The sequence below is a fragment of the Magnetococcales bacterium genome (assembly GCA_015231175.1).
Lineage (GTDB): Bacteria > Pseudomonadota > Magnetococcia > Magnetococcales > DC0425bin3 > HA3dbin3.
The window spans coordinates 1-18,192 of the sequence record JADGBZ010000019.1 but is presented as its reverse complement, the minus strand read 5'-3'; the positions used below and the strand labels follow the sequence as shown (position 1 = coordinate 18,192).

At 56.2% G+C, this 18,192-nt stretch carries 17 protein-coding genes; 10 read left to right on the top strand and 7 right to left on the bottom strand.

From position 1 onward, the window contains the following. Positions 1–15 precede the first annotated feature (15 nt). Positions 16–942, top strand: a complete 927-nt coding sequence (locus HQL63_06270; protein MBF0176440.1) for a methyltransferase domain-containing protein — start codon at positions 16–18, stop codon at positions 940–942. Positions 943–1,043: 101 nt separating this feature from the next. Beyond that, complete coding sequence (locus HQL63_06265; GenBank protein MBF0176439.1) at positions 1,044–2,012, top strand: PHB depolymerase family esterase; 969 nt, start codon at positions 1,044–1,046, stop codon at positions 2,010–2,012. 203 nt (positions 2,013–2,215) lie between these two features. Here the strand turns inward: HQL63_06265 and HQL63_06260 are convergent, their stop codons facing one another. Together HQL63_06260 and HQL63_06255 are read right to left on the bottom strand one after the other, a co-directional pair. Further along, the gene (locus tag HQL63_06260; protein MBF0176438.1) at positions 2,216–2,965 is read right to left on the bottom strand and encodes a metal-dependent hydrolase; all 750 of its coding nucleotides are present in this window, start codon (positions 2,963–2,965) and stop codon (positions 2,216–2,218) included. Positions 2,966–2,981: 16 nt separating this feature from the next. After that, the gene (locus HQL63_06255) at positions 2,982–4,559 is read right to left on the bottom strand and encodes a peptide ABC transporter substrate-binding protein (protein ID MBF0176437.1); all 1,578 of its coding nucleotides are present in this window, start codon (positions 4,557–4,559) and stop codon (positions 2,982–2,984) included. Positions 4,560–4,721: 162 nt separating this feature from the next. On the opposite strand from HQL63_06255, the gene HQL63_06250 reads away from it, so the two are divergent. From HQL63_06250 to HQL63_06230, 5 genes are read left to right on the top strand one after another with little or no spacing between them, the layout of a single operon-like run. Continuing rightward, positions 4,722–5,036: a DUF3301 domain-containing protein gene (locus HQL63_06250; GenBank protein ID MBF0176436.1), complete on the top strand. Its 315-nt coding sequence runs from the start codon at positions 4,722–4,724 to the stop codon at positions 5,034–5,036. A 51-nt stretch (positions 5,037–5,087) separates the two neighbouring features. After that, positions 5,088–5,918, top strand: a complete 831-nt coding sequence (locus HQL63_06245; GenBank protein MBF0176435.1) for a tetratricopeptide repeat protein — start codon at positions 5,088–5,090, stop codon at positions 5,916–5,918. Positions 5,919–5,935: 17 nt separating this feature from the next. Further along, positions 5,936–6,181: a hypothetical protein gene (locus tag HQL63_06240; GenBank protein MBF0176434.1), complete on the top strand. Its 246-nt coding sequence runs from the start codon at positions 5,936–5,938 to the stop codon at positions 6,179–6,181. A 7-nt stretch (positions 6,182–6,188) separates the two neighbouring features. Continuing rightward, the gene (locus HQL63_06235; GenBank protein MBF0176433.1) at positions 6,189–6,794 is read left to right on the top strand and encodes a hypothetical protein; all 606 of its coding nucleotides are present in this window, start codon (positions 6,189–6,191) and stop codon (positions 6,792–6,794) included. Positions 6,795–6,806: 12 nt separating this feature from the next. Further along, a complete protein-coding gene (locus HQL63_06230; protein ID MBF0176432.1) occupies positions 6,807–7,337 on the top strand; it encodes a hypothetical protein in 531 nt (176 codons plus the stop codon). 94 nt (positions 7,338–7,431) lie between these two features. Here the strand turns inward: HQL63_06230 and HQL63_06225 are convergent, their stop codons facing one another. Further along, positions 7,432–7,938 (bottom strand): hypothetical protein, encoded by a 507-nt coding sequence (locus tag HQL63_06225; protein MBF0176431.1) that lies wholly within the window; start codon positions 7,936–7,938, stop codon positions 7,432–7,434. 319 nt (positions 7,939–8,257) lie between these two features. On the opposite strand from HQL63_06225, the gene HQL63_06220 reads away from it, so the two are divergent. From HQL63_06220 to HQL63_06210, 3 genes are read left to right on the top strand one after another with little or no spacing between them, the layout of a single operon-like run. Then, positions 8,258–9,949, top strand: coding sequence for a glutamine--tRNA ligase/YqeY domain fusion protein (locus tag HQL63_06220; GenBank protein ID MBF0176430.1), 1,692 nt, complete (start codon positions 8,258–8,260; stop codon positions 9,947–9,949). Positions 9,950–9,981: 32 nt separating this feature from the next. Next, positions 9,982–10,854, top strand: coding sequence for a TIGR02281 family clan AA aspartic protease (locus HQL63_06215; protein ID MBF0176429.1), 873 nt, complete (start codon positions 9,982–9,984; stop codon positions 10,852–10,854). A 32-nt stretch (positions 10,855–10,886) separates the two neighbouring features. Continuing rightward, entirely contained in the window at positions 10,887–11,498 is a 612-nt protein-coding gene (locus HQL63_06210) for a class I SAM-dependent methyltransferase (GenBank protein MBF0176428.1), read from the top strand. A gap of 172 nt (positions 11,499–11,670) precedes the next feature. Here the strand turns inward: HQL63_06210 and HQL63_06205 are convergent, their stop codons facing one another. From HQL63_06205 to dsrA, 4 genes are all read right to left on the bottom strand, one after another. Next, the gene (locus tag HQL63_06205; protein MBF0176427.1) at positions 11,671–12,966 is read right to left on the bottom strand and encodes an EAL domain-containing protein; all 1,296 of its coding nucleotides are present in this window, start codon (positions 12,964–12,966) and stop codon (positions 11,671–11,673) included. A 201-nt stretch (positions 12,967–13,167) separates the two neighbouring features. After that, a complete protein-coding gene (locus HQL63_06200; protein ID MBF0176426.1) occupies positions 13,168–15,048 on the bottom strand; it encodes an FAD-dependent oxidoreductase in 1,881 nt (626 codons plus the stop codon). 40 nt (positions 15,049–15,088) lie between these two features. Continuing rightward, positions 15,089–16,174: a dissimilatory-type sulfite reductase subunit beta gene (gene dsrB / locus HQL63_06195; GenBank protein ID MBF0176425.1), complete on the bottom strand. Its 1,086-nt coding sequence runs from the start codon at positions 16,172–16,174 to the stop codon at positions 15,089–15,091. Between the two features lie 24 nt (positions 16,175–16,198). Next, positions 16,199–17,467: a dissimilatory-type sulfite reductase subunit alpha gene (dsrA, locus tag HQL63_06190; GenBank protein MBF0176424.1), complete on the bottom strand. Its 1,269-nt coding sequence runs from the start codon at positions 17,465–17,467 to the stop codon at positions 16,199–16,201. Positions 17,468–18,192: the final 725 nt, after the last annotated feature.

Here is an 18,192-nt window from a genome sequence, read left to right as displayed (position 1 = left end):
AAAGGATCCAGGAAAATGAACCCGGAAAAATTTGCAAAAATCCTCAGAGTTTGTGTTTGTCCCGGTTGCAAGGGGGATCTGATCCAGCAAGGAGAGTCGACCCAGCAGGATTCGGCTCTGGTGTGTCCATCCTGCCACGCCACCTATCCTGTGAAAAATGGCGCCATCCATTTTATCACCCCCATCCAGACCCAAGACTCCCTGGATGGGATGAAATATCATTTCAAACGTCTCCTGGGTCCACTCTATTATCGCCTTGTCCGGCCCGCCATATCTCCAAGCTACCCGTATGACACTCTGGGATATCTGCTGAAATCCTGTCGGCCCGGCGAGGAGATCGTCCTGGATTTGGGAAGCGGCAACCATCGGATCCACCCGGATGTGTTCGCCATAGATGTCGTGGACTATGCAGCTGTGGATATTGTGTGCAGCATCCACCAACTGCCATTTCGCTCCCATTCAGTGACGATGGTACTGACCAACAATGTCATGGAACACATTCCATACATCCATCATGCCTGGGAAGAAATCCAAAGGATTACCAAGCCCAATGGTGAGAATATTCATGTGGTTCCATTTCTCTACCCCTTTCACGCCTCGCCTGACGATTTCCAACGCTACACCCATGCCGGTCTGGCGCACCTTTTTTCCGGCTGGCAGGTGCTCCAACAAATCACCGTGGCCGGTCCTTTTTCCCTCTTCAACGCAGCCGTGACGGAGTTTTTTTCCATTCTGCTCAGCTTTGGTCAACCAAAACTGCAAGGCTTGCTTTATCTCCTCCTGTGCGTGCCATTGGCACCCTTGAAATTTTTGGATTTTCTCTTTGTTGGCCATGCCCGATTCATTTCCATGGCGGCCATTATCTTGATTCATCTGCGTAAACCCCCATCCACGGACCATGAGGAAACGCCCGTTGCCACCACAGGGGGTCTGGATGGGTAACAGGACAGGACTCTGTCCTGGACCTGCCAGGGAGCCAGCCCCCCGGTCCCCAATGCGTTGTCGGGTGGTGAACAGTGCCCCATGACGGAAAAAAAAAATCCATGGCGATGTGGTTGCGGTATCGATGGCGGCGTCGCATCGGGTTGGTCATGGGTGTTTTATGGGTCATCTACCTGGTTGTCCCGAGAGAAGAAACCGGGTTGCACCATGTGGACAATTTTTCTCCCAATCCGGGTCATGTACACATGTGGCTTTATCTGCCCCGGAAGGTGGCGCCCCATCCAGCCCTGGTCGTTGCGCTGCATGGCTGTTACCAGTCGGCGGCGCACTTTGCCCAGGCCAGCGGCTGGGTGGCACAGGCCGAGAGACTTGGATTGATTCTTCTGCTGCCGGAACAACAGTTTTGGAATAACCCCATGCGGTGCCTCAACTGGTTCGGTAGCAAAGAGGCCCATGGGGGCGGAGAGGTGGCCTCCATCATGGCCATGATCGGCCAAGTGACTCGAACGTACCCTGTCGATCGGCGACGGGTGTTCATCACCGGTCTGTCGGGGGGCGGCGCCATGGCATCCCTGATGTTGGCCACCTCGCCAGACACTTTTGCCGGTGGCGGGATCGTTGCGGGCATACCTGCCCGGTGTGCCAGCAATGCCTGGCAAGGGGCTCTGTGCATGGCTTTTGCCCCGGACCGCACGGCGCAGGAGTGGGGAGATCGGGTGCGTCAGGCCGTTTCCCCGCCCCGACATTGGCCCCGGGTCTCCATATGGCAGGGAAGTCACGATTGGGTGGTCAATCCGGATAATGCCCGGGAACTTGTCGAGCAGTGGCGTTCGTTGCACGGTGTAGACACGCATGATGGACAACAAGAGAGAGTGGACGGTCACCAGCGCCTCCAGTACCGACTACCCCAGGGGGATGTCGTCGTGGAGGAACATCGGCTCGATCAGGGACACGGACAATCCGTGGATCCAAGCCATGGCTGTGGCCGGCAGGGGCTCTTTTTTCCGGACACAACAAGTTGTGTCAGCGAGCGCCTGACGCAGTTTTGGGGGTTGGAACCAGGAGCATGAAAGAAAATCCGTAACTATTCACCACCCGGCCACGAATCGGGGTCCAGGGGGCTGGCTCCCTGGTGGGTCCAGGGCAGAGCCCTGGCGGGTCCAGGGCAGAGCCCTGGCGGGGTTCGGGGCGAAGCCCTGACAAAGGCTTTCCTGTCCAGGCTTTTTTTGCAAGGGTGGTGAATAGTTACGAAAATCCGATCCACTGAATAGTGCTACAGACCTGTTGATTTGCTGACGGGTCCAGAAAAGCCTCCCACAAACCAGCCGGATTTTGGCATGAACCTCTGTTCGATCCGCTGCCAGGTGTCTTGCCGGAGCAGGTGTTGATAGAGGCCATCGGTGTGCGGCGTGGCAAGGTACAGTGCGGCAACGGCCACATACATCAAGCCGGTCGCCAGCCACTCCCGGGAGTGGAGTTTCAGGGCTGAACCCATGGCGTGTTTCATGCCCATGGGATTGAGCGGGTTGATGCCGAAAATTTCATCCAGAAACAGATGAATAAAGACACCTATGCCAACAAAGGTTCCTGTCAGCCAAGCCGTTTTCGGGGAAGCGCCGCACAACCCCCACACCACAAGCACCGTCAGATAAGCAAACAAAAAAATGGCCGGCACCGAGTGAAAAATGCCTCGATGCACAGTCAACCGGTTAAACAGGCGAAAAACCCCCTGCCGCACCAAAAAATGGCCGGCACCCCACAAAAACAGCAGCTCCAGCACGGAAAACCGACCCACCTGGCTGAACATCAGCAAAAATGAACAACAGACGGCCAGAATACTGAAGGCGACACTCAGGGGTGTGGAGTTGTCGGCGTCCAGGTCAGGCAACAACCCCCCGATGATGGCTGCCGAAAAACAGGCCAACGTCTCCCCCCATCCCATCTCCCCGGCAACAAGCAAGGAGGTGGCGCATACACCGCCTGCCACGGCAGCCACATTGAAATGTGTGCGAAAGTTGGCCATGGCGTCACGGTTTCCTTCAGGGTACCACCCGGGCATGGGTATAATCCGGGTCGGCGCCAAAAATACGCCGCACCACCCCCTTCAAACGGGGGTTTTGGACATAAACCAGACTCCGCTCAAACTCTGGCAGGATCACCACATCACGAATCAGTTGCTCCTGAATGCCGGCAAAGGCTTGCATGCGCAGGGCAGGATCAAGCTCATCCCTGGCCACATCCACCCACCGGTCAAGAACAGCACTGACATAACGCCCTCGATTGTTCTGATTCCAGGAGGCAAAAAGATCGCCAAAGGTGATGGGGTCATCAAAATCGGGCCCCCAAGCCGCCGAGGTGATGTCAAACTGCCCCGCACTCATGCGGGCCAAACGTTGCTTGAAGGTTTGGCGATCAATACGCAAATGCAAGCCGAGTTCACGTTTAAAAAGATACTGAAAATATTCAGCTTCCTTGGCAGAACTGTCGCTGTCCCCGGTCAGGAACACCAGGGGAGGAATGGCGGTCACTCCCAGTTCCTTCCTGGCCATGGCCAGATGCTCCCGGGCCAGATGCGTATCCCGGTGCATCTCGGGAACCGGAAACTCCTCCCGGAACGTTTGTTTGACCCCCTTGAGCCAGGTCGGAAAAAGGGAAGGAGTCGGCAAAGTGCCAGGCAGTCCGATCACCTTGTTGACCAGCTCGGATGAATCAAACACCAACTGCATCGCCTTGCGTAGATTCAGATTGCGGGTCACCCGGTCCGGTCGAAAATTGAATTCCAGAAAAAACACCGACCCGTCAGCAAAACGGCGCAAGTGAAACCGGCGTCGCAAAGCCTCCTGCAAGGTTTCCGCATCCAGGCCGGCCATGGCAATTTTGCCATCCCGGAAAAGGTTGAAAAGCGTAGCCGGGTTGGAGGTGATGAAGGGAATATCGATCTCCCGCAGATTGACCTGCTCCCGACCCCAATACAGTTCGTTGCGTTCCAGGCGCAACGAGGCTCCATGGACCCAGCGCGTCAAGCGAAAGGGACCGTTGGCGAGCAGGTCGGAGACATCGGCTGCATAGCGCTCGCCCCGGCTGCGAAAAAAATCCTCCCGAACCGGGAAATAGGTGCCAAAGGCGGTCAGACGCAAAAAATAGCTGCATGGCCTGGCCAAGATAACCCGCAGGGTGTGATCATCCAGGGCGACGACGCCAAGATTGCTGACAGGTTGTTGCCCAATGTTGATCTCCCGGGCGTTGCGGACAGGATAGAGAAAAAAGGCGTATTCCGACGCTGTTTCCGGGGCCACGACCATCCGCCAGGCAAAGACAAAATCATGCGCCGTGACTGGTCGGCCATCACTCCAACGGGCCGTCGGACGCAAATGAAACACGGCGCTCTGTTCGTCCAGATGCCAGCTTTCCGCCACTCCCGGCTCGAGACGGTTCCCCTCACCATAGCGCACCAACCCTTCACCAATATGGTTGAGGATAAAAAAACTCACCTGGTCCGTCGCCTTCATGCTGTTGAGACCCGGGGGTTCCTCGGTCATGGCCAGGGTGATGCGCTGCCGCGCATGATCCACGGCATCTTCCGCCATGGCCGACAGCCCATACGTCCAGATTGTCATCACCAAAACCAGCCGGAGCATCATTTTTCTTTTGTCTTTCTCGTGGGTTCGATGTACCGTGGAGGGATCTGGATGGGCGCCCCACGGCAACGGCCCCATGACAATATCTCAAATGCCCGGCATCATCCGTGCCAACCATATGATTTGCCCATGGGTCGCTGCGTGACTGAATCCGTGCTCATCCCTTGCATACTCCTGGTCGTTGTCGTCTGGTATTTTCAAATGCAGGCGAGGGAGCGCACCCTGCTCCTGGCCCAAAGGGTGTGTGACGACATGGCCATCCAACTCCTGGATGACACGGTGGCAATCAGCTACCTGGGCCTCCGCCGTAACGCCTCCGGCCAGATGTGCATCCAGCGTGTCTATACGTTCGAGTTTACGGATCAAACACAACTCCGCCGACAAGGAACCGTCATCTATCTGGGTGGTCACCTGGAAACCCTCCTGATCGAAGATTCTCCGGTCATTCCGAGCTGACCGCAACCCCCTGCCACACCGGGATCCTTTTCCAGAAAGCGAAACTCCACCATGAACCAAGACCACGACCCCAACGAATGGCTCCTGAAACAAGGCAATCAGGCCTCCATGCAGGGAGATCATGAAGGCGCCTTGAATTTTTACCGGCAGGCGCTGGAGGGTTATCAGGGTTGCGGGGATAACCCTGGCGAAGCGACCACGCTTCACCAAATGGCCCTTCTGGCCGTCCATACCGACGATGCGGAGCGTGCCATGGTTCTGTTTCGCCACGCCATGGAGCTGCGCGAAAGCCAGGGAGACCTGGAGGGCATGGCCAACACCCTCGCCAATATGGCCTTCGTCTCCTTCAAGGCCAAGGATTATGACGAGGCCATCCGCTTGAACCTCCAGGCCATCACCGCACTGGAACGCGCCGACGCCTGGTCGGATCTGGTCACCGTGGTGAACAACCACGCCTTCATCGACAAGGATGCCATCCGCCCAGGTCGGGCACAAGCCTTGTGGCTGGCGTTGCGGGTACCTGTCACCCCTGATGTCCTGCTGAATCGCTGCGCCGAAATGCTCAACGAATTGGGGCCGGAATCACCCGGCGGGTTGTTGATCGCAGCGGGCGCCCCCCTCCTCCTGCTGCGCTGCAAAGGCAACGAACTGCCCAACTCCGAGGAGCGCGCCAAAGCCCTCCTCCTGTTGGCCGCCTGTGCCGATGCCCGGGAAATTCCCCCCGAGGAGTTGGATGCCTGGCTCAGTGACCCACAGTGGCACGATGTCAACCAGCTCTTGCCCGCCTTGAACCATTTGTTGGAGTCACTGGTCGGCTCCGATGACTGGCTGTTTGATCCCTCGTCGGCACCACCGCCCTGGTGGCTTGGCAAACCACACTGAAAACGAAACGTGACCCCATGACCCAACAATCCATTGCGCTGGACACCCCGGAACGGATGGCCCGCCTGGAAGCTCAAGTTGCCCAAATCCTGGATGGCAATGAATTTTCGTTATTGACGGACAGTCAAAGAAAACGTTTAATCCCTCTGGTCGCGAAGCGGCTTCACCGCGCCAAACGTGTCGATGCACCAATCATCACCGCCGAACTCTATCTCCTACGCCATCAGGCTCCTGAGTTGTTCTCTCAGGCATCCGAAAGGTGATCTGGTCATGTCTGGAACTACAGAATCCAAAAAAACCTTCCCCATCTCTATTTCCATGCCCTCCCCTCCCCCCGGGCTGAGTGCCCCTCCAGAGACTCCGTGGCAGGAAAAAATCCTCTATCTGACCGAGTGCAGTGAAAAGCGCAACTGGGAAGAAGCACTCAAGGTCTTGACCGATCTCTCCACAAGCCGGCGCTTTCCCCATACCCACAAGGCGGCAGCACAGCGCGCCTGGATGGCCCTCAAAAGCAACGTTGCCGCCATCGCTGTGGTAACGGCTTTGCGGGAGGTCGTCATGACCATCGGACCACAACACGAACTCGCCGGTCCCATGGGCGCCCTGGCCTATTTTTTGGCCCGCCACCGGAAGGGAGATGACGCAGGCCGTGAGTTTGCCGTCGCCCAGGCTCAGCAGATGTTGCACCTGATCTGTGAATCCCAAAAAGTTCCCGAGGGAGAGCAGGCGTTTCAGGATTGGGTCGTTGCCAACCGCCTGAATGAACCGGACTTTTATCTGTCCAAAGTCATCGATGGGCTGGAAGTCATGGTCATGGGGGATTGGTGGTTCGACCGCAACGCCCTGCAAGAAGAACTCAACGCCACCCATCAATAGAGCACGGCACCCATGGAAGAACAGAATCGGGAAAATCACAAGCTCCGCTTGATCAACCGTGTCCGTAAAGAGATGCTGGTACGTACCGCTGAAAGCTTGATCCATTCCCAGGACTGGCGGACCACCGGCAAAACGTTGCGGCGTATCATGAACCAACTGCGCGGTATCCCTTCAACGGGAGACGAAGAAGACGAACGCCTCTGGGCACGCTTCCAAAGCGCCTACCAGATCTATCTGGATCGGCGCGCCCGGGATTTCGACCATGGCCAACAACTGAAATTGGCTCAGGTGCGTGACGAAATCCTGGAACGGCAGCAAAAAACCGTCCAGCTCGAACTCTCCATCCACACCGCACGCGGACAGCTGCAGAGCTTTGTGGAACGTTTGCATGATATCCCCCCCGGTCCCCGCCAGGAGGTGATACGCCATTTTATCGCCGACACCATCAAATTGGTCAAAACCGATGTCACGCTCAAAGAACAGGAACTGCGCGATATGGAACGCGCCCTCGCCGAGTTGAGCGACCGCGTCCACGGATGCTGACGCCCCCTCAACGTACACACTCCAGGGCTCTCCATGGCTTGGCTGCACCCAACGTCAGCCACAGCCATGGCAGCCCTGGTATTCGCCATGATGCTTATGCGCGTTGCGCCGTGGCAAAGTTGCGCCAAAAGTCGAGCCTTCGATTGAGGTGGTCAATCTCGCGACGGTGTTTCTCCTGGGCTTTTTCCAGTTGCTGATTGTTCCTCGCCTTCCACCACTCAACCTGCCGACGCAAGGCATTGATCTCCTCTTGATACTCCTTGCTCTTTACGTCAGCGGGGGCAGCTTGTTGCGAAGAGGGTTGTTGGTTCATCTGGGCAATCCTCCTGTTCAGGGAGGCGATGCGCATGGCGTAGTCGCGATGCAGCGACTCGATCAACGCATCGTACTCCTTGCGAACGCCTTGCACCGTCAATGCCTGCTCCTGCTCCACCCGGGGAGAACCCTGTGACAGCCGAAAAATATCGTTAAAATCCATGCGGGCATTCTTCAACATCCGTATGGCCATACGGGTTGCATTGAGAACTTCACCCTCCCGGTCAGCGAAGGTCAAATTCAAGACCTTGGCCAACTTGTCAAGATCGACAGTCTGTGTGGACATGTTTGCAACCTTTCCGTTTTATATTTATTTACGTCATTTACAGCCAATTCTGGGGCAAAATGGACAGTCGTCAGGGTTAGAGCAATTTTCGGGCCAAAGGTCGCCAATCTTCAAAAACACGAATGGAAGGCCCTCAACCACAGCCGATGCCACGCCTCCACGGCGTTTGCGTGTTGAGTTTTTGACGATCGTCATGATACTGACACAGATTGTCGCCTGCGGTGGGAAAAAGGGTTGGCGAGGCTGCACAAAATGTATATTTTACCGGAAGTTGTTCCCCATCAGGAGCGCCAGCAATCAAGGAGTGGAGTGAGTCCCCATGGCAAAACCGGAAGAGGCCAAACCGATCGATTTCATTCGGGCCATCGTGGCCGAAGATCTGCGGAGTGGCAAACATGCCCAGGTTGTGACCCGTTTTCCACCCGAACCCAATGGCTACCTGCATATCGGGCATGCCAAATCCATCTGCCTCAACTTTGGAGTTGCCCAGGAAAATCCGGGGGGAAAGTGCAACCTCAGGTTTGACGATACCAACCCCACCAGGGAGGAACCGGAGTATATCCGTTCCATCGAGGAGGATGTCCGTTGGCTCGGCTTTGAATTTGGAGAACGGCGCTATTTTGCCTCGGACTATTTTCCCCAAATCTACGCCTATGCAGAAGCCCTGATCATGGCAGGCAAAGCCTATGTGTGCAGTCTCAGCGCGGAACAAATCCGGGTGTATCGTGGAACCCTGACAGAACCCGGACAAGACAGCCCCTACCGCAACCGCTCCGTGGAAGAGAATCTGGATCTGTTCCGCCGCATGCGGGCCGGCGAATTCCCCGATGGGGCACATGTGCTGCGCGCCCGTATCGACATGGCTTCCCCCAATATCAACATGCGGGATCCCATTTTGTACCGAATCATCCATGCATCACACCATCAAACCAGCGATCAGTGGTGCATCTACCCCATGTACGACTATACCCACTGCCTGTCAGACGCCCTGGAGGGAATCACCCACTCCCTGTGTACCCTTGAGTTCGAGGACCATCGCCCCCTGTATGATTGGGTATTGGATCAACTGTCCACGCCATGCCACCCCCGGCAAATTGAATTTTCCCGGCTCTCCCTGGAATACACAGTAATGAGCAAACGCCTGCTCAACGAGCTGGTGGTGTCCAAAGTGGTCAGCGGCTGGGATGACCCCCGCATGCCAACCATTTCCGGCTTGCGCAGACGCGGTTATACACCAGAATCCATAAGAGAATTTTGCCATCGCATCGGCATTACCAAAGCCCCCAACAAGGTGGAGATGAGCCTGTTGGAAAACTGCTTGCGCGACGACCTGGAAGAGAGCGTCCCCCGGGCCATGGCCGTGTTGGACCCGATCCGGGTCATCATCGACAATTATCCGGATGGACAGGAGGAGATGCTGACAGTCCCCTGCCACCCCAATCATCCCGACATGGGCACCCGGACCTTGGGGTTCAGTCGCGACATCTATATCGAGCGGGACGACTTCCGAGAGATCGCACCCCCCAAATTCAAGCGCCTGGCCCTGCACGGAGAGGTGCGTCTGCGCCACGCCTACGTGATCCGTTGCCATCAGGTCACCAAAGATCCTGACACCGGCGTCGTCGTCGCGTTGCATTGCACCCTGGATCCCACCACCCTGAATGCCAACCCGGAGGGACGCAAAGTCAAAGGGGTCATCCACTGGGTGTCGGTCCGACATTGCGTCCGGCACGAAATCCGTCTCTACGACCGCCTGTTCAGCAAACCCAACCCTGGCGAAGACCGGGAAGAGAAAGACTTCCGGGACTCCCTGAATCCTGATTCACTGCACACCCTGCCAACGTGCCCCATGGAAAACTCCCTGGACCTCGCCACGCCCGGAAGCCGCTTCCAATTGGAACGCCTCGGATATTTTTGCGTCGATACCAAAAACTCGACCCCCGGAAAGCCCGTATTCAACCGCACCGTCACCCTGCGTGATTCCTGGGCAAAAATTGAGGCAAAACAATAAGGATGACCTCCTGAACAAGGATCGGATCGACCATGACACCAGGACCGGACCCCATACCCATCGTCGCGCTTGGCGCCAGGCAACCCAAGGATCAGCCCTGCTACCTGAAACGCATGCGCCACAAACACGCCCATGCCCCGCAAAACAACGACAAGACAAACTGGTCCTGGTTCAGGTTCCTGATTTTTACCGGACCCCTGGTGGCGATTGTCCTGTTCGGCCACACTTTGTTTGTAGGCCCCTTGTCAGGTCACGACCTGCACACTTCCCTGGGCGGTCCGTTGGTTCTGGCCATCGTGGCGGGTTGGTTGCTGGCCTCCAACACTGTGAAGCAATTGTTCAGAAAAATACAACGAAACACGATATGGTGGTCCATCGTCGTGTGCCTTGGAGCCGGTTTGGCCCTCAGAACGGAGATTCACCACCTGATGGACCACGTCATGGCCAGTCTGATACCCCGCTTTGGCTATGATGAACAATCCGCCTCCACAACCCTCTACCGGGCAACCAACGGACACTTCTACATGGAAGCCCTGATCAACAAGCAACCCGTCAGTTTCCTGATCGATACCGCATCATCCGGCATTGTGCTGCCACCCCGAACAGCGCGCAAACTTGGATTCCGTCCGGAAAATTTAAACTTTGATCAAACCCTTCCCACAACCCGTGGCAACCTTCAAGTTGCCACCGTGGTGCTGGAAGAGTTCAGGCTGGGAGATCTGCACATGAAGGGGGTCACGGCCAACATAAACGGCGCCCCCATGCGCACGGCCCTCCTGGGCATACAATTCTTCAATCAAATGCTTTCCTGGGAGGTTAAAGGAGATAGGATGACCCTGCGTTGGCGTTCTAAAAAGGGTTCACCTGTCGATCCCGGCCCAAAGCAGGACGGCAGCAAGTCATAGCCATCCAACACCCTTGACAGAGGGGGAATCACATGGACAGAAAAGCGCATTGGGAAAAAATCTACGGCAAAAAAAAGATTACCGAGACAAGTTGGTACCAAAGAATCCCGCTGACGTCCATGACCTTGATTGAAAATACCGCGATGAACGAGGATGGAGCCATCATCGATGTGGGCGGAGGGGCTTCGACGCTGGTGGATCACCTTTTGACAGCCGGTTATCAAAACCTGACCGTGTTGGATATCTCATCCGTAGCCTTGGAAAACGCCCGCCTGCGCCTTATGGACCGGGAAAGAGAGGTGGAGTGGATTGAGGCCGATGTCATTCGATTTGACAGCCCGGGCCCCTTTGACCTTTGGCATGACCGGGCCGTCTTCCATTTTTTCACCCAAAGCGACCAACGTCGCGCTTATATCGCCAGCCTCGAAGAACACGTCAAACCCAACGGCCATGTCATCATCGCCACCTTTTCCGTGGATGGACCCGAAAAATGCAGCAACCTCGAGACCGTTCGCTATACACCCAAATCGCTGTCACGCGAACTCGGTCCCCATTTCGAGCTGCTGGAATCGATCCCGGAGATTCACACGACGCCCAAAAACAAAAAGCAAAGTTTTATTTATTGCCGGTTCCGCAGGTTATAACCTTCAGCAACAAACCGGAATCCTTCAAAAAAAGCTTGGACAAAAAAAAGACCCCAAGGTCCAAGTTGGAGAGATACTCACTCCCCCCTTGGCGCACTTAGGGTCCATTTCCAAATCCCGGGCAAACCAAAGCCTCGGGAACTACAAAACCTGGTCTTTAAAACAGCACCCCTCAACCATTTTCCACAACACCCTCATCCCAGCGCACGTCGCAGCAAAGCACATGCAACTTGCCACCAATACGCACCGAAACCGACAGGGTGACAGAGGTGTTCAAACTGGAAATAGAGCGGAAGGGCGCAGAAGTCTGCACAATGGAGGGGTGGCGAATGGCATCAGTGAAGATGGCACGCCGGGTCCACGTGGAGCCCATCGAATCCTCAAGGGGGAGATGACGGGGATCGTTGTGGGCCGATTGGTGATGTCCGTATATGTGCTCACCAACCTGGACGCCATGCTCATTGAGAAGATAAAGCCGCTCAGTCCGCCGCCGTTGCAGGATAGCCTGGCCAGCATCATCGATGGATCCGCCATCAGCGATACCCCAGGCACAATCCATGAAGTCGTTGGTCAAATCGGAGAGATCGGTCTTGAGGTTCCGCGTTCGGCGAACGAGGATACGCTCGTGCTTTTCCGCCAGGTCGGCAAAAAATCCGCTGCTGAAACGAACATCCTTGCGCATGGGCCGGGGATGGGCGCCGCCAAAAAAGTGCCCCTGGACAAAATCGGCGCTGGTCTCCATCGCCACGACGGCTTCATCGGCAGTCTCGATCTTTTCCATCAAAACCAGACAGCCCGAGGCGTGAATCAGGGAGACCAACTTATTCAGCATGCGCATGGCCTGGGGATGCTGCATGGCATTTTCAATAAAGTTGTGCTTCAGCTTGACGATATCCGGACGCAGGGTCCAAAGACGGTCCAGATTGCCAATACCGGAGCTGTAGTCATCAAACGCAATCAGGGTGCCCAGTTTGCGCAGGCCTTCCATCGTGCGGACGATCTTGTCACTGCCGACATCCGAGTGCTCCCGCAAGGCAACGACAACCTGATGGGGTTTCAGGCCAACATGTTGCAAAAGGTCGCCCAGAAATTCAATATCCTGCCCCCCCTGACTCATCAAAATCTTCGGATGAAGGTTGATGAAGAGCCAACGATCTTTCATGTTGGCGCCGACAAAATTCCTGAAATGCTGATACTGGCGAAGCTGATCCATCGGCACCACAGCTTCCGGCGGAATTCTGGAGAAGACGTTGAAGGATGTCAGTGTCCCCTCATCCGGCTTGCCCGGATCGATACCACTGAAGATGGCCTCGACTCCGACCTGCCGCTGATGGGCGAGGCTGAATACCGACTGAAAGTGGCTGAACAAACGCAAACCCTGGTACTCCCCAACCAGACGATCCCCTTCCAGGTGTGTGGAGTGGTCCAGGAAGTCGAAGACTCTGTTATTTTCATCGGACGATGTCATGTTCGGACTCCAATTGGGACAATAAGGCGGTTGCAAGCCCCTCACAAGATAACAAATTGATTTCCTAAGGGAAGCATCTATTTTTCTGTCGCACGCAAGAGTTTGTTTTTAATAACATATATTAGATAAAGAGATCCCATGCCGGGATTGGGAAACCCGGCATGGGATTATCCTGCTCTTCTGTGATGCCTGTTCAACCGGTTACAGACCCATACCCATCTGGATGTAACCACAAGGGCACGCCATGTTGCATACATGGCAACCGTTGCAGCGGGTGTAATCCGTATGCATCACCTGTCCCTTGGGGCGTTTCAGATCACGGGAAATCGCCTCACGCGGACAGAAAATGCGGCACCGGTCGCAAACGAAGCACTGCCCACAGCTCATGCATCGCTTCGCCTCGGTCAGGGCCTGTTCCGTGGAGAGAGTGGAAAAAATCTCCTGGAACCCCTGGGTGGCCTCATCGACCGGGATTTGCGCCTCTTCGTTACGCGGCATGGCCTTGTAAAAATCCAGACGCATGTCGGTCTGGCGTACAGGCCTGCCCTTGGCTGGAGGTGAATAGTGTTTGGAAAGGAGCTGGGCATCGATCGCCTGCGCAGCGATTCGACCCTGCCCCACCGAGCGCGTCGAGATACCAAGCCCCAGGACATCGCCACCGGCGAAAACCCCCTGTTGCTCGGTCTGCATGGAGGTGGAGGCCGTGACCCACCCCCACTTGTTGGCAAGCGCAGAGAGTTCGCCTTCCAACTCCGGCACCTGACCAATGCCAACGATGACCGTGTCCACCGGCAGGGTAAACTCATCTCCCGGGATGGGCTCCGGACTCCGCCGACCTGACTTGTCCGGTTTACCCAACTGCATCCGCTGGCAAACGATCGCCGTAACACGCCCACCCTCCCGAATCAGGGATTTGGGCGCAGCCAAAAACTCAAACTTGATGCCCTCGTGTTCAGCCTCCACCACGTCCTTGGCGATGGCCGGCATCTCGTTCTTGGTACGGCGGTAGAGGATGGTCACTTCGGAATACTTGGAAACCCGCAAGGACGCCCGTGCCGAATCCACGGCAATCTTGGCGGTCATGTGGGTGCCCTCTTCCTTGTGGACCTCCTTGTCATAGGCCTGTTCCGCAGCCAACATGGCCTTCTCGTCGCCGGTGTCCTGGGCCTTTTCCAACTCGGCTTGCAGACGAAGGGAGACACGTGCCGCATCGACCGCACTGTCACCACCACCGATGACCACCACCCGGCTGCCCACCTCAATTTTGGCGCCGGTGTTGACCCGGTTCAGGAAGGATGCGCCGGTAAACACGTTGGCAGCACCCTCTTCACCAGAAATACCCAGGTTGCTCCCCTTGTGGGCGCCGATACCCAGATAAACAGCATCGAAATCCCGACGAATCTGTTCAAAGGAGACATCTTTGCCAATACGGGTCTTGAGCTTCAACTCGACGCCCAGATCAAGAATGTTCTGGACTTCGGCATCAAGAACATCATCCGGCAAACGGTAGCGGGGAATCCCGTACCGCAGCATGCCACCCGTCTTCTCGAAAGCCTCGAAGATGGTGACCGAGTGGCCCCGGCGGGCCAGTTGATAGGCACAGGAGAGCCCCGTCGGACCGGCGCCAATCACGGCAACCTTGCGGCGGGTTTTCTCCTCGGTAAGCTTTTTCAATTTGAGCTTGCGGCGCAGGCCGTGGTCGCCAATGAACCGTTCCATGTTGTTGATGGCCACGGATCCATCTTCCTTGTGCTGCCGATTGCATCCAGTCTCGCATGGATGCGGACAGATACGACCATGGGTCGCCGGCATGGGGTTTTTGTCCGTCAGGAGGTACCAGGCTTCGTCCAAGGCTTCATCCGTGGACCTTTTGAACATCTGGGCCTGGGCAATGACGGTAAGATACCCACGAATGTCCTCACTGGAAGGACATTCGTGCCGACAGGGGGGCTGACGTTGAACATAAGTGGGACATTTCCAACTCGCACCGTTGCGAACCACAACCTCCTCACCCGCAAAGGGTTTGAGGAGGTCGGCCACCTGGTCCCGAGAAAGTCCTTCCTGTAAAATACTGGTCTGCATGCGTGCGGTTCCTTTTAACCTGGTGACGACAAAAAGACCGTCAGATCCGAACCATGGTGGACCGGTTGAACGTCAGGAGGGCATCAGAGCTGTCTTCGATGTGGTAGCGTGTGAAGGGGAAACCCGTCACCTCGAAAAACCGCTGCCAACCAATCCGCTCAATCCACTCTCCCACACGCTCATAGGCCTTGCCACCCTTCCTGTAAGCGTCCAGGATGGTCCGCACTGCCTGGCCCACCTCCGGCCAACGGGGCGGATTGTTGGGCAGGCCCCACACCGCCAGCTTCATCAGGGTGGGGGGAGTCCGGGCATTGGAGGTCTTGCCGCCAACCCATATGGAGAGGGTGTCGGTCTCCGCATCGCGGATTTCCATGCTCGGGCATTGGCCGTGGCAAGCGCCACAATACATGCACTTTTCCTTCACCACCTCCACCGATTCATGCCCGTTGACCACAGCGGGACGAATGGCAGCCACCGGGCAGATCGCGACCACCTTGGGCAGTTCGCAAATCTGCATGTTGCTGTGGTTGATCCGCGGTGGATGATGATGCTGCACGATCACAGAGATATCGGCGTGGCTGGAGCAGTTGATCTGGCAACAGGACGAGGAGATGTGAACCCGGTTGGGCATCCGCTCGCTCTTGAAGTCCTCGATCAACTCGTCGAGCAGGGCCTTCACGGAACCGGCTGCGTCCGAACCGGGCAGGTTGCAGTGCATCCAGCCCTGGGTGTGCGCAACGTTGGAAACCGACGGCCCGGTACCACCGACGGGGAACTTCAGGCTCCCCTTTTCAACTTCGTCGATCAACGGCTGGATCAGGGATTCGTCATCCACCAAAAATTCGACATTGGCCCGGGTGGTAAACCGCAAATACCCCTTGCAGTACTTGTCGGCGACCGCACAAATCTCCCGCACCTTGTCCGCACTCAGGGTGCGGGGAGAACCGGCGCGAATGGTCCAAATCTTCTCCCCATTCTCGGCCACATGGACCAACACGCCCGGGCGCACCCGCTCGTGATAATCCCACTTGCCATAGTTTTTCAGCATGACCGGATGCAGGTTGATCTTGTAATCAGGTGCGCCCTGATCGCGGGGCGCCATCTTTGTTTCGCTCATGTCCGTCATCGCTCCAAAAGTCTGGGATGTGGATTACCGCTGGGCCTGGGCAGCTTCGGTCGTTTCGGGCTCTTTGTTCCAGACCGGGGGCATCTTGGTCTGCTCACCACCAAAACGGCTCGGAGCCAACTCCTCGAACTTGATATAGGGACTGCTGCGCGGGCGCATCACCATGCGGGCATCCGGTTCAATCCCGATACCAGCCAGGAACGTCGACAGACCCACACGGGCGATGAACTCCCCTACCCGTTCGTGATCCATGCCGTTGTCATTCCAGAACTCCCACACCCGCTCGACAAACTCAGTCAACTTATCCAGATCCTCATCGGTCTCCAACTTCATGAAGGGAACAATCATGATGCCGATGGTATCACCAATCTTCAGGGTCCGTTTGCCACCCATGCAGATGGTCACGCCCTTGTCCTTGCCAGGCTTCAGGGCCTTGTGCATCACGTTGATGCAGTGCATACAACGCACACAATCCTGATGCTCCACGGCAAGGGTGTCATCGTCTTTCAGGGAGATACACTTGGTGGGGCAGCGGGTGATCACGTTGTCGATGACGTAGGCGCGGCCCTTGGCCTTCACGTACTCTTTCACCTTGCCCTGATTGACCTGCATCTCTCCACGCCAGGTTCCGATGATCGGCATGTCGGAACGCATCATGGCGTTGGCGCAATCGTTCGCGCAGCCGGAGAGCTTGAATTTGAACTTGTAGACAAACTCCGGACGATGCAGATAATGAATGAAGGTGTCGGTCAGGTGCTTGGTGACCTTCATCGTGTCGTAACAGGCCATCTCACAACGGGCCTGACCAACGCAGCACTGCAAAGTCCGCAAGGCACCACCGGAACCCCCGATGTCCCAACCTTTTTCCATCAGCTCCTCGGCAACCGACATGGACTGGTCGTTGTCGAATCCCAACAACAGCACATCGCCGCTCATGCCATGCAGCTGAAGAATACCCGCGCCATGCTTTTCGGAGGCATCCGCCAATTCGCGCAACTTGCTGGTGTTGTACACCCAACCCGGCGGCTCAATGATGCGCACCGTGTGAAATTGCGCCAGATCAGGATATTTGTCGGCCTTCTGGGAGAGACGGGCAATCACGCCGCCACCGTAACCAGGCACGTTCAGAACCGTGCCGATCCAGTAGTTCCAGCGGTTCTCATACGACTCGTTGAGCTGGTTCAACAACTGCCCGACCTGGGGCCGCTTGTTGGAATACGCTTTCAGATCCGTGACAAAGCTGGGCCAGCCACCTGACTCCAGTTGGTCCAAGAGAGGGGTATTCAACGCCATCCTTTGGGCATCGTTTTTGACACTCATGCAGCGACTCCCTTTGAAAACTTGTGGTTTTTGGACAAGCGATTGGTAGAAGGAGAATTAATCGTTCATAAGTTGATTTATTAGCATATCAGAACATCATAAAGTTCTGAAATGGCAATCAAGGGTTTCTTAACCCAAAAAAATCCCATATGCAACCCAATCTTTTCTAATCGACCCATCAGCCGATTCTTCCCGCTTTCCTCTCCGTCGTCAAGTATAATCCCCGCCAGGGTGATCGATCGCAGGGGGAGAGTTTTTACTTTTCAACGACGCATGTAAAGATTAATGTGCCTGGCAACCATTCAGCACCCTTGCAAGAAAAGCCTGAACATGAAAGCCTTGGACAGGGCTTCGCCCCGAACCCCACCAGTCTTCTGTCCAAGGCCCTGGCAGGGAGCCAGCCCCCTGGACCCCGGTTTGTTGCCGGGTGCTGAATAGTGGCTGTTCCTGAAAGGTACACGCGATCTACAGACCATATTTCCATTGCGGGGATGGACCATGCTGCCATTGTGGTTTTTGCTGATTTTGCCTCACCTCTGGAAACTTCAGATGCAGGTTTTCCTGACCCCAGCCGTCCTCCTCAGCCTGCTCGCCCTGGCTGGAAAGCATGAGGCTGACCACTCCGCAACCCGTACCCATTCCGAACCCGCCCCTGCCTCTCCACCCTCCGCCACGAAGAAGTCGGTCACACCACCACC